The sequence below is a fragment of the Streptomyces sp. NPDC040589 genome, assembly GCF_055594445.1.
Window position 1 is genome coordinate 633,456 of record NZ_JBVIWP010000002.1, and the last position, 12,173, is coordinate 645,628.

11 protein-coding genes are annotated in these 12,173 nt (G+C 71.2%); all 11 read right to left on the reverse strand.

The window, feature by feature from the left end; genetic code table 11:
- Nucleotides 1-10: 10 nt before the first annotated feature.
- Nucleotides 11-130: a DUF6126 family protein gene (locus tag ACZ58V_RS09870; protein WP_468184472.1), complete on the reverse strand. Its 120-nt coding sequence runs from the start codon at nt 128-130 to the stop codon at nt 11-13.
- Nucleotides 127-774, reverse strand: coding sequence for a helix-turn-helix domain-containing protein (locus tag ACZ58V_RS09875; RefSeq protein WP_468184470.1), 648 nt, complete (start codon nt 772-774; stop codon nt 127-129). The genes ACZ58V_RS09870 and ACZ58V_RS09875 overlap by 4 nt, the downstream gene beginning before the upstream one ends.
- A 72-nt stretch (nt 775-846) precedes the next feature.
- Nucleotides 847-2,262, reverse strand: coding sequence for an aspartate aminotransferase family protein (locus ACZ58V_RS09880; RefSeq protein WP_471289361.1), 1,416 nt, complete (start codon nt 2,260-2,262; stop codon nt 847-849).
- Nucleotides 2,259-4,154 carry a 1-deoxy-D-xylulose-5-phosphate synthase gene (gene dxs / locus ACZ58V_RS09885; RefSeq protein WP_468184465.1) on the reverse strand — a complete coding sequence of 632 codons (1,896 nt, stop codon included), beginning with the start codon at nt 4,152-4,154 and terminating at the stop codon, nt 2,259-2,261. The genes ACZ58V_RS09880 and dxs overlap by 4 nt, the downstream gene beginning before the upstream one ends.
- Nucleotides 4,155-4,182: 28 nt before the next feature.
- Nucleotides 4,183-5,340: a flavodoxin-dependent (E)-4-hydroxy-3-methylbut-2-enyl-diphosphate synthase gene (ispG, locus tag ACZ58V_RS09890; RefSeq protein WP_471289363.1), complete on the reverse strand. Its 1,158-nt coding sequence runs from the start codon at nt 5,338-5,340 to the stop codon at nt 4,183-4,185.
- 5 nt (nt 5,341-5,345) lie between these two features.
- Complete coding sequence (hpnH, locus tag ACZ58V_RS09895; RefSeq protein ID WP_471289366.1) at nt 5,346-6,368, reverse strand: adenosyl-hopene transferase HpnH; 1,023 nt, start codon at nt 6,366-6,368, stop codon at nt 5,346-5,348.
- Nucleotides 6,369-6,373: 5 nt separating this feature from the next.
- Nucleotides 6,374-7,015: a phosphorylase family protein gene (locus tag ACZ58V_RS09900; RefSeq protein ID WP_471289367.1), complete on the reverse strand. Its 642-nt coding sequence runs from the start codon at nt 7,013-7,015 to the stop codon at nt 6,374-6,376.
- Nucleotides 7,015-9,048 carry a squalene--hopene cyclase gene (gene shc, locus ACZ58V_RS09905; RefSeq protein ID WP_471289368.1) on the reverse strand — a complete coding sequence of 678 codons (2,034 nt, stop codon included), beginning with the start codon at nt 9,046-9,048 and terminating at the stop codon, nt 7,015-7,017. The genes ACZ58V_RS09900 and shc overlap by 1 nt, the downstream gene beginning before the upstream one ends.
- A 122-nt stretch (nt 9,049-9,170) precedes the next feature.
- Nucleotides 9,171-10,235, reverse strand: a complete 1,065-nt coding sequence (locus ACZ58V_RS09910) for a polyprenyl synthetase family protein (protein WP_382826629.1) — start codon at nt 10,233-10,235, stop codon at nt 9,171-9,173.
- Nucleotides 10,236-10,312: 77 nt separating this feature from the next.
- A complete protein-coding gene (gene hpnE, locus ACZ58V_RS09915) occupies nt 10,313-11,725 on the reverse strand; it encodes a hydroxysqualene dehydroxylase HpnE (protein WP_471289370.1) in 1,413 nt (470 codons plus the stop codon).
- Nucleotides 11,722-11,883 (reverse strand): DUF6380 family protein, encoded by a 162-nt coding sequence (locus tag ACZ58V_RS09920; protein ID WP_471289938.1) that lies wholly within the window; start codon nt 11,881-11,883, stop codon nt 11,722-11,724. The genes hpnE and ACZ58V_RS09920 overlap by 4 nt, the downstream gene beginning before the upstream one ends.
- Nucleotides 11,884-12,173 lie beyond the last annotated feature (290 nt).

A 12,173-nucleotide genomic window follows, 5' to 3' on the forward strand; every position in this document is an offset into this window, starting at 1 on the left:
CTGAACGGGACTAGCGGGCCCCCGCCTCGAAGAGGAAATAGACGAACGCGGCGAAGACATGCCCCATCACGAGGTAGATGAACAGCCGCACCCACAAGGCGCGCGGGAACTTGTCCTCCATGTCGCTCATGGCGTCTCTCCAGGGGTGGGGCCCAGGCACAGGGTGGCCGTCGGGCTCTGCATCAGGGTGTGGACGAACAGCAGCTCGACGCCGTCCTGGTCCTCGGCGGCGATCCGGTGCGGGGTGAGCGAGTCGAAGTGGGCGCTGTCGCCGGGCGCCAGCCGGTGGGTGGCGTCCCCGAGGCGCAGCCGCAGCCGGCCCCGCAGCACATGGAGCCACTCCTCGCCCGGGTGGACGCGCACGATGTCGCCCTGGGAGCCGTACGGCACATGGACCCGCAGGGCCTGCATCCCGCGCCCGGAGGCGCCGGCCTGCCAGTACGTCCAGCCGCCCGCCGTGGTCGGTTCCATGTCGGCCGCGCGGACGACGGCGTCCCGGCCGGCGACCGTCTCACCGAGCAGTTCGGAGACGGTCGTACCGTAGACGCGGGCGAGCGCGAGCAACATCGGCAGCGAGGGCTGGCGCTGTCCGGTCTCCAGACGGGAGAGGTGGGCGGGCGACAGCCCGGCGGCACGGGCCGCGGCCTCCAGCGTCAGGGAGGCCTGGCGCCGCAGCGCGCGCAGCTGCGGGGCGACGGCGGGCAGCGCGCCGGACTGTTCGGCCGGCGAGTCGGACCCGGAGGACCCGGACCGCTCGGTCTCGGAGGAACTCATGCCTCCATTCAGCCGGAGGCTTGCCCCAGCGGCAACTTTCTTGCCTCAGAGGCAACACCCGGGACCCCGCGCCTACCGGTTGGCCACCGCCTGCTTGACCAGGGTCTTCCCGAAGTCCCACACCAGACCGCCGTTGTGGGCGTCGTCCATCACGGCGGTGAAGGCGTCGACGAAGCGGTCCACCTCCCGCTCGCCGATGATCAGCGGCGGGATCAGCTTGATCACCTCCATGTGGTCGCCGGAGACCTGGGTGAGGATCCGGTGCCGCTGGAGCAGCGGTACGACGACCATCTGCGCGAACAGCCCCTTGCGCGCGGCCTGGAGCATGGCCCAGCGGCTGCGCAGCTTCAGCGACTTCGGCCGGCCGAACTCGATGCCGATCATCAGTCCCCGGCCGCGGACGTCGGCGAGCATCTCGTACCGGTCCGTCAGCGCCGCGAGCCGGGACCTGAGCCGCTCGCCCGTGGCCCGGACATTCGCGACGACCTGCTCGTTCTCCATCACCGACAGCACCGCCAGGCCCGCCGCCATGGCCTGCGCGTTGGACCCGAAGCTCGCCGAGTGGACCAGGACCCGGTCCATGGACGAGTAGACCTTCTTGAAGATCCAGTCCTTGCCGAGCGTGGCACCGACCGGTACATAGCCTCCGGAGAGGGCCTTGGCCACGCACACGAGGTCGGGTTCCACGCCGTCCTCGTGCTGGTAGCCGTAGAAGTCGCCGGTCCGGCCGAGGCCGGTCTGCACCTCGTCGGCGATGAGCAGCGCCTTGTGCCGGTGCAGCAACTCCTGCGCGGCGAGCAGATATCCGGGCGGGGCCGCCAGCACGCCCTTGCCCTGGATCGGCTCGACGATCAGGGCGGCGACATCGCCCTTCTTCAGCTCCCGTGCCAGCGCGTCGAGGTCGCCGAGCGGTACGGCCGTGTCGGGCAGCAGCGGGGCGAAGCCGTCGCGGAAGCCGGACTCGCCGTTCACGGAGAGGGAGCCGGTCGTCAGGCCGTGGAAGGCGTGTGCGCAGTACAGGATCCTGGGTCTGCCGGTGACGAACCGGGCGAACTTCAGCGCTCCCTCGACCGCCTCCGTGCCGCTGTTGCCGAAGAACACCCGGTCCAGGTGCGGGCTGTGCACGAGCAGCTTCTCGGCCAGCAGGCCGGGCAGCGGCTGGCAGTCGAACCGGGTGAGGTCGGCGAGCCGGGCGTCCAGGACGTCGTGCAGGGCCCTGCGGACGACGGGGTGGTGGCGGCCGATGCCCATCACCCCGAACCCGGCGAGCATGTCGAGGTAGTCGTTGCCGTCCGCGTCGTAGAAGTAGGCGCCCTCGGCGCGCTCGTAGACCTTGTCGAAGCCGATGGTGTGCAGCATGCGCGGGAGCTGGTGGTTGAGGTACCTGCTGTGCAGCTCGTAACGCTCGGCCGCGCGCTCGGCCAGCAGCTTGCCGAGGTCGAACTCCCCGGCCTGCGACGACTCCGACGCGGACTCGGCGGTTGTCATTCCAGTGGCTCCTTGGACAGCTCTTGCTTGACGGCCAGGCTCGCGCTGATCCGTCCGGCGATCTCGACGGGGGTCAGACCGATGTCGGCGAGCACCTCGCCGCGCTTGGCGTGCGCGAGGAACTGCTCCGGGATGCCGAATCGCCGTACCGGTACGTCGACGTCGGCGTCGCCGAGGGCCAGCGCCACGGCCGAGCCGACCCCGGCCGCGCGGCTGTTGTCCTCGACGACGGCGACCAGGCGGTGTTCGGCGGCGAGACCCGGGAGCGCAGGGTCGACGGGCTTGACCCAGCGGGGGTCGACGACGGTGCAGCCGATGCCGCGGGCTTCGAGCAGCTCGGCGGTCTGGAGGCAGACGGGCGCCATCACACCCACGGCCACCAGGAGCACCTGAGGCTCCGGAGTACGGTGCAGCACGTCCAGTCCGCCCACCCGGTCGAGAGCCGGGACCGACGGGCAGACGGACTCCTTCGGGAAGCGCAGCAGGGTCGGGGCGTCGTCGACGGCCACCGCCTCGCGCAACTGGAGCCGTAGTTGGTCGGCGTCACGTGGTGCGGCGATCCTCAGACCGGGGACGACCTGGAGGACGGACATGTCCCACATGCCGTTGTGGGAGGCCCCGTCGACGCCGGTGACTCCCGCCCGGTCCAGGACGAAGGTCACCCCGCAGCGGTGCAGGGCCACGTCCATCAGGAGCTGGTCGAAGGCGCGGTTGAGGAAGGTGGCGTAGACGGCGACGACCGGGTGCAGTCCGCCCGTCGCCAGGCCCGCCGCGGACACGGCCGCGTGCTGCTCGGCGATGCCGACGTCCCACACCCGGTCAGGGAACCGCTCGGCGAAGCCGCCGAGGCCGACCGGATGCAGCATGGCGGCGGTGATCGCGACGACGTCGTCCCGCTCCTCGCCGATCCTGACGATCTCGTCGCCGAAGACGGAGGTCCAGGAGGGGCCGCCCGCCGGTGAGAGCGGCGCGCAGGTCAGCGGGTCCATGACGCCGACGGTGTGGAAGTGGTCCTCCTCGTGGGCGAGGGCGGGTTCGTAGCCGCGGCCCTTCTCGGTGAGGCAGTGGACGAGGACCGGCCCGTGGAAGCGTTTCGCGCGCCGCAGGGCGGACTCCACGGCCCCGATGTCGTGCCCGTCGATCGGGCCGACGTACTTCAGACCGAGGTCCTCGAACAGGCCCTGCGGGGCGAAGGCGTCCTTGAAGCCCTTCTTCGCTCCGTGCAGGGCCTCGTAGAGGGTGTGGCCGACCAGGGGCGTGCCCTGGAGCACGTCCTTGCCCCAGGCCAGGACCCGTTCGTAGCTGTCGGTCGTGCGCAGGGTCGCGAGGTGGTTGGCGAGGCCGCCGATGGTGGGGGCGTAGGAGCGTTCGTTGTCGTTGACGACGATGATCAGCGGCCGGTTCTTGGCGGCCGCGATGTTGTTCAGGGCCTCCCAGGCCATGCCGCCGGTCAGGGCGCCGTCGCCGATGACCGCGACGACATGGCCCTTCTCCCCCCGCACCTGGCGGGCCTTGGCCAGCCCGTCGGCCCAGCCGAGCGCCGTGGAGGCGTGGCTGTTCTCGATGACGTCGTGCTCGGACTCCTCACGTGAGGGGTAGCCGGACAGACCGCCCTTGCCGCGCAGTTTGGAGAAGTCCTGCCGTCCCGTCAGAAGCTTGTGGACATAGCTCTGGTGGCCGGTGTCCCACAGGATGCGGTCGACCGGTGACTCGAAGACCCGGTGCAGGGCCACGGTGAGTTCCACCACGCCCAGATTGGGTCCCAGATGGCCGCCGGTCCTGGCCACCGCGTGCACCAGGAACTCCCTGATCTCGTCGGACAGTTCACCGAGTTCCGCCTCGGACAGCGCCTTCAGATCGCGTGGTCCCCGGATGCTCTCCAGAATCGTCACGTCGGGCCCCCTTCGAATTCCGTGCTGTTCAGCTCACGGTGACGGCGGGCTCCCCCGGCCCCGCGCCGTCCTGCTCCATCTGCTCGGCGATCTTCATCGCCTCTTCGATCAGCGTCTCGACGATCTTCGACTCGGGGACGGTCTTGATGACCTCGCCCTTCACGAAGATCTGCCCCTTGCCGTTGCCGGAGGCCACCCCCAGATCGGCCTCCCGCGCCTCGCCGGGTCCGTTGACCACACACCCCATGACGGCGACCCGCAGCGGCACCTCCATGCCGTCGAGCCCGGCCGTGACCTCCTCGGCCAGCTTGTAGACGTCGACCTGGGCGCGTCCGCAGGAGGGGCACGACACGATCTCCAGCCGGCGCTCCTTGAGCCCGAGGGACTGCAGGATCTGGATGCCGACCTTGACCTCCTCGGCCGGCGGGGCCGACAGCGACACCCGGATCGTGTCGCCGATGCCCCGTGACAGCAGTGCGCCGAACGCCACCGCGGACTTGATCGTGCCCTGGAACGCCGGGCCCGCCTCCGTCACCCCCAGGTGCAGCGGGTAGTCGCACTGCTCGGCGAGCTGCTGGTACGCCTCGATCATCACGACCGGGTCGTTGTGCTTGACGGAGATCTTGATGTCCCGGAAGCCGTGCTCCTCGAACAGCGATGCCTCCCACAGCGCGCTCTCCACCAGCGCCTCCGGGGTCGCCTTGCCGTACTTCTGGAGCAGCCGCCGGTCCAGCGACCCGGCGTTGACGCCGATCCGGATCGGCGTGCCGTGATCCTTGGCGGCCTGCGCGATCTCCTTGATCCGGTCGTCGAACTGCTTGATGTTGCCGGGATTGACGCGGACGGCCGCGCAGCCCGCCTCGATGGCCGCGAACACGTACTTCGGCTGGAAGTGGATGTCCGCGATCACCGGGATCTGCGACTTGCGCGCGATGGTGGCGAGCGCGTCCGCGTCGTCCTGGGTCGGGCAGGCGACCCGGACGATCTGGCAGCCCGACGCGGTGAGTTCGGCGATCTGCTGCAGGGTGGAGCCGATGTCCGACGTACGGGTCGTCGTCATCGACTGCACCGACACCGGGGCCCCGCCCCCGACCGCCACCGGGCCGACCTGGATCCGGCGCGACACGCGCCGCTCGGCGATCGGCCGGGCCGGCACCTCGGGGACACCCAGCGAAATGGCGGTCATGGCATCTACTCCCGGTTCCCGGAGACCGTCTCGCGCAGGGCGCGCAGGGACTCCTTCAGCGATCCCATGGTGGCGAGCACGGCGGTGGGCTCGTAGCCGCAGTGCGCCATGCAGTTGGCGCAGCGCGGGTCCTTGCCGCGTCCGTACTTGTCCCAGTCGGTGTCCTCGACCAGCTCCCGGTACGTCGGCACGTACCCGTCGCTCATCAGATAGCAGGGGCGCTGCCAGCCGAACAGCGAGTAGTTCGGGATGGCCCACGCCGTGCACGGGAAGTCGACCTTGCCCTCCAGGAAGTCCAGGAAGAGCGGGGAGTGGTTGAGCCGCCAGCGCCGCCGGTTGCCGCCCGCGAAGGCCTTCTTGAACAGCTCGCGGGTCTGCTCCACGCCGAGGAAGTGCTCCTGGTCGGGGGCCTTCTCGTAGGCATAGGCGGGCGAGATCATCATCTCGTCGACCTTGAGGTCGTCGTTGAGGAAGTTCAGCACCTCGATGATGGTCTGCGGGGTGTCGGTGTTGAAGAAGGTCGAGTTGGTGGTCACCCGGAAGCCGCGCCGCTTGGCCTCCTTGATGGCCTCCACGGCCTCGTCGAAGACGCCCTCCTTCGCCACCGACTCGTCGTGTCGCTCGCGCAGCCCGTCGATGTGCACCGCGAAGGCGAAGTAGGGGGAGGGCTTGAACTTGTCCATCTTCTTGCGCATGAGCAGCGCGTTGGTGCACAGGAAGACGTACTTCCGCCTGGCCACCAGCTGCCGCACGATCTCGTCGATCTGCGGGTGCATCAGCGGCTCGCCACCGGCGATGGACACCATGGGGGCACCGGACTCCAGCACCGCTCCGACCGCCTGCGCGACCGGCATCCGCTGCTTGAGCACCCCGGCCGGGTGCTGGATCTTGCCGCACCCCTCACACTTGAGGTTGCAGGCGAACAGCGGCTCCAGCTCGACGATCAGCGGGAACTTGTCCCGCCGGCGGAGCTTCTGTTCAGCCAAATATGTAGCGACCTTGATGGACTGTCGAAGCGGCATGGCCATCTGGCTCACCTCCTGGGGAGCAGCAAGGAACGGTGCCATTCGAAGAAAGCGGGAAGGACGGAACGAAGGACACGGAAAGCCGATATTCCACCGCGCACCGTGCCGATCCGGACGAGTTCATGTTCTGGAGCGTCCACGACCACCCGGACGGCCGCAACCGGGCGCTCGCCCGCGCGCACGGCGCTCAGGAGCGTGACGGCGGACTCCATGTCGACCGCGATCGCGCCGGTGGCGAGCAGATCGGACCGTTCGGGACCGCGTACGACGTGGTCGGAGCCGGTGAGCGGCCCGGTGTGCACGGTCCGCCCGGGTACGGCCCGGGCCAGCTCCTTGACCAGCAGCTCGGTCCCGACACAGGCGGTCGTGCCCCGCGGGTCGCGGGTCTCCTCGGCGACGACCAGGTCACCGGGGTGCATGCCGGGCGCGAGGCCCGCGCAGAAGCCGGTGGCCAGGACGGCGGCGTCGCGCAGGGCAGGCTCGACGAGCATCCGGGTGACGGACCGCTCGGCCGCCGCCGGACCCATGCCCGTGCGCAGCACGGTGACCGGCCCGTCGGCACCGCCTCGGTCGCCCGCGCGCAGGGCGAGCTGCTCGATGCCGAGCGCGCAGGCGATCAGCAGCGGGACCGGGGCGGGCTGGGTGCTCATCAGCTCCCCTTGGCCTCGGTGAGCGGCCTCCCGGCCGCACCGCTCCCGTGGTGCCGGTGGGCGAAGGGCTCCCCGTGGACGTACCGGCCGAGCGCGGTGAGCGGGAACACCTGCCGGTAGAGGTGGTAGTTGATCGAGAAGTCCCAAGGGAAGCCCGTCCCCGTGAAGTACGGCTCGTCCCAGGAGCCGTCCTCCCGCTGGGTGGCGGCGAGCCACTCGACGCCGCGTTCGACGGCCTTGGAGTCCCGCTCCCCCGCAGCGAGCAGGGCCATCAGGGCCCACCCCGTCTGGGAGGCGGTCGAGGCGCCCTTGCCGCTCCACTCCTTGACGTCGTGGTAGGAGCGCAGGTCCTCGCCCCAGCCGCCGTCGTCGTTCTGGACCGACTCCAGCCAGGTCACGGCCCGCCGGATCGCCGGGTGCGCGGCGGGGAGGCCCGCGGCCACCAGGGCGGGTACGACGGATCCGGTGCCGTAGAGGTAGTTGACGCCCCAGCGCCCGAACCACGAGCCGTCCGGCTCCTGTTCGGCCAGCAGCCACTCGATGCCGCGCCGGGTGCGCGGGTGGTGGGCGAGTCCTTCCACCGCGAGCATCTCGACGACGTGCGCGGTGACGTCGGCGGAGGGGGGGTCGATGACCTCGCCGAAGTCGCAGAACGGCAGCCGGTTCGGGAAGGGGCTGGTGTTGTCGACGTCGAAGGCGGCCCACGCGCCGTTCCTCGACTGCATGCCGAGGGTCCAGCGCATACCGCGCCCGATGGCCTTCTCCAGCCGTTCCGGGTCGTGGTGGCTGATCCGGCGCAGCGCGAGGATCACCTCGGCGGTGTCGTCGATGTCTGGGTAGTTGTCGTTGTGGAACTCGAACGCCCAGCCGCCGGGCGGAAGTTGGGGCCGCTTGACGGACCAGTCGCCGGGTCTGACGATCTCCTCGCCCAGCATCCAGTCCGCGGCCTTCACCAACTGGGGGTGGTCGGCGGGCAGTCCGGCGTCGGCGAGCGCGATCGCGGCGAGGCAGGTGTCCCAGACCGGTGACTGGCAGGCCTCGATCATCCGGGCCCCGTCCTCGCGCCACACTGCGAACCGGTCCAGGGACGCCAGCCCCTCCCGCATCACCGGGTGCTGGAGGTCGTAGCCGAGCAGGTGCAGGGCGATGATCGAGTACACGGCGGGCGGCTGGATACCGCCCCAGCAGCCGTCGTTCTCCTGCCGTTCGACGATCCAGCGGGCGGCGCTGTTCATGGCGGCTCTGCGCAGCCGGCGCGGGGCTACCTTCCGCAGGGCGTGCAGGCCCTTGTCCATCCGCTGGAAGGCGCCGTCCCAACTGGCCATCGGAGCATGAGGCTTGGCGGGGTTCGGGGTGGCCGGGTCGGTGTGCAGCTCGTCGAGCGGGAAGGGCGCGGGGCGTACCGGCCGCTTCGCGGAGACGATCGTCAGCGGCACGATGGTCTGCCGGGCCCAGCAGCCGAAGTCGTAGATGTTGAGCGGCAGCCACTTCGGGAACCAGATGATTTCCGGCGGGAGTTCGGGCAGGTCCTCCCACTTCCACCAGCCGAACAGCGCGAGCCAGATCCGGGTGAAGACCCGGGCGGCGGCGATGCCGCCCCGCTCGCGGATCCAGGCGGAGGCCTTGGCCATGTGGGGCGCGTCGGGCGCGTCACCGGCCAGGCGGAGGGCTACGTAGGCCTCGGTGCTGGCGGAGAGCTCACCGGGGCCGCCGTAGAAAGTCGCCCAGGCGCCGTCGTCGCGCTGCTCCCCGCGGATGAAGAGGGCCGCGGCCTGGGTGGTCTTCTCGTCGCGGATACCCAGGAACTGACGGAGCAGCAGGTCCTCGGCGTCCATCGTGACGTTGGTCTCGAGGTCGCCCTTCCACCAGCCCTCGGCGTCCTGGCGGGAGAGCAGGAAGTCGGTGGCACGCCGGGCGGCGCGTGCGGCGGCTTCTGGTACCCCGGCCGCCGCGGGGATGTCGGTGTCGAGTTCGCTGGCCGCGGCGGCGCGGGGTGGCAGGGCCCCGGTGCTTCCGTCGGTCGTCGCTGTCATGGCTTCCCCTTCGTGCAGTGGTGCAAGGTGTGCAGCTGCTGTGGGTCCGCCGTCGGCCGGTGCTCCGTGGTGCCTCGCGGCACCGGCCGGCGACTACGCGAGGGCTATTCGGCCGATAGTGATCATCTCTTTCGTACGACGACGAAGTCGGCGAGCGCCGCGAACTGGTCCCGCACCCGGTCGGGCATGTCGACGGCGTCGAGGGCTTCGATGGCGATGGTGTGCTGACGGCGGGCCTCGTCGGCGGTCCACTCGCGGCCGCCCGCCTCCTCGATGAGGGCGGCGCGGGCCGCGAACTCCTCCTCGGAGAAGTTCTCGAAATCGCTGCTCTTGGCGTCGGCGGCGAGGATCTCGCCGAGCCGCTCGGAGGCGGAGCCGCCCGCCGCGAGGGCGGCCACGACCGGCAGCGACTTCTTGCGCTGGCGCAGGTCGCTCCAGGTCCGCTTGCCGGTGGAGACCGGGTCGCCCCAGATGCCGAGGAGGTCGTCGACGGCCTGGAAGGCGAGGCCCAGGTGGTAGCCGTACTTCTCCAGCGTGTCGGCGGTGCGGTCGTCGGCGCCGCCGAGCACCGCGCCGATGGAGCTGGCGGAGGCGAGCAGGGCGCCGGTCTTGTTGCCCTCCATCTCCAGGCACTCCTCGACGGTGACGCGGTCGCGGTGCTCGTAGGAGATGTCCTGGGCCTGACCGTCGATCAGGGCGCGGGTGGCGGTGGTCAGACGGCGGGTGGCGCGGCCGGCCTCGACGGTGCCGAGTTCGAGGAGCACCTCGTTGGCGAGGGCGAACAGGGCGTCGCCGACCAGGATGGCCTGGGCGGGGCCGTGCACCTTCCAGACCGTGTCGCGGTGACGGCGCTGCTCGTCGCCGTCCATCAGGTCGTCGTGGAGGAGGGAGAAGTTGTGGACGAGTTCCACGGCGACGGCGCCGGGGATGCCGGTCTCGGGGGCGGCGGACATGACCTCGGCGGACAGCACCGCGAGGGCGGGGCGTACGGCCTTGCCGCCGTCCCCCGCCGTGGGCCTGCCCTGGGCGTCGATCCATCCGAAGTGGTAGGCGGCAACAGTGTCCATGGGAGGTGCCAGGCGGTCGATGGCCGCCCGCAGTACCGGCATGGCCAGGGTCCGACCGCGCTCCAGGAGCGCGGCCACGTCCACCGCGGTCTCTCGAGCGGCCTTCGAGGCCGGGGGCACAGTGGGCACAGTCTCTCCTCTTGTCGCGGTACCGGAGGTGCGGGGGCCGCCTGCCGTGTGGTGCTGGTGATCGAGCATCACGCCGCCTCCTCGAACTCGAAGAGGTGGCGTGGGCGGGGCCGGCCCAGGGCGTCCAGCACGGCGTCCGCCGCGCCGACGCCACTGCGGACCGCACTCTCCATGGTCGCGGGCCACCCGGTGGCGGTCCACGCTCCGGCCAGGTAGAGGCCGGATGCCTTGGTGCGGGCACCGGGCCTGAGGCGCCCGACGCCGGGGGTGGGAGCGAAGGTCGCGGTGCGCTCCCGGGTGACGAAGAAGTCCTTCACCTCGGCGCCGCGGGTCAGAGGCAGCAGCCGCTCCAGCTCGGGCAGGTACCGCTCGCGCAGCACGGCCACGGGCTCGTCGATCTCGTCCTGGGCCGCCGACTGGGACAGGGCGAGATACTGCCCCTCGCGCAGCCCGGACGCCTCGGTCCGGTCGAAGACCCACTGCACCGGGGAACCGAGGGCGGTGAGGAACGGCCGGGCGAGCACCTTCCGGTCGTACACCACATGGACGTTGAGGATCGGCGCGGTACCGATCTCCAGAAGCCGCTCGGGGGCGTCCAGGGCCCCCTCGGGCAGCAGGTCGTAGGCCTCGCGCTGCGGTACGGCGAACACCACCGCGTCCGCCTCCAGCGTCTCGCCGGGAACCTGAACGCTCCACCCGCCGTTCGTGTTCTCGACGACGGAGGTGACTCGTGTCCGGGCCTCCGTGCGGACGCCCGCGGAGTCGAGGGCCTTGCGGGCCAGCCGGTCGTGCAGCTCGCCGAGCGGGACGTGCGCCCAGCCGATGTCGGCCGCGCCCGGGTCGGACAGCAGACCGGTCTTGAACACCATCGCGGCGAGCCCCAGGGAGGCGTCGCCCGCGACCGCGTTGAGGGTGGCGACCCCGACCAGGTCCCACAAGGCCTCGACGGCACGGGCCGACTGGCCGTGAGCGGCCAGCCAGCTGCCGAAGTCCTGTGCGTCCAGCGCCGGATCGGCGAGGTCGAGGCCCTTGAGCGCGAGCGCGGCCCGGCCCACCTTGGCGCGGTCGGCGAGCGAGAGGTGCGGGTAGGTGGCGAGGCTGCGTCCCAGATGCAGGGGCACGGGCAGCGCGTCGCGCCGCAGCCTGCCGAGCCGACGTCCCTCGGGCCGCGCGACGTCCAGGACGGGTACGTCGAGCCGGTCCTGCAGCGGTGCCAGGGCCGCGCCCTCGATGCGGTCGAGGAACCAGCGGTAGGCGGTGCAGCAGCGCAGGTACACATGCTGTCCGTTGTCGACGGTCAGCTCGCCGCGCTGGAAGGAGAAGGCCAGTCCGCCGAGTCTCGGCCTGCCCTCCAGCAGGGTGACGCGCACTCCGGCGTCGGCGAGCGCGAGCGCGGTGGTGATACCGGCGAGCCCGCCGCCCACCACGACGGTGTGCCGCCCGTCCGCGACCGGTCCCTGGGACCGTGTGCCGTGGGTCATCGCGCACCCTCCCCTGCGCGGCGGCCGTGCGCCGGGAACGGTGCGGGACCGGCCGTCTCCGTCTGGGACGCGACGACGCGACGGAGGGTTGCCCACCGCTTGTCTCCGACGGTGTGGCGGAGAGAGCCGTTGTAGCCACGCCGGGCCGCGGCGCCCACACCGGCGGCGCCGCCCGGCCCGTCGCCGACTGCCGCGACCCATCCCCGGCGACGCGGGGAAGACCCCGGCCGGGCCTCCCGGCAGGCGCGCGGGCCGCGCGCCGTGACGCCGAAGCTGCCCAACCCGAAGCGGCCCTCCCGGCAGACAAACGGGCCGCACGCCGTGACGCGAATGCTGTCCAACCCGAAGCCGGCCTCCCGGCAGACAAACGGGCCGCACGCCGTGACGCGAATGCTGTCCAACCCGAAGCCGGCCTCCCGGCAGACAAACGGGCCGCACGCCGTGACGC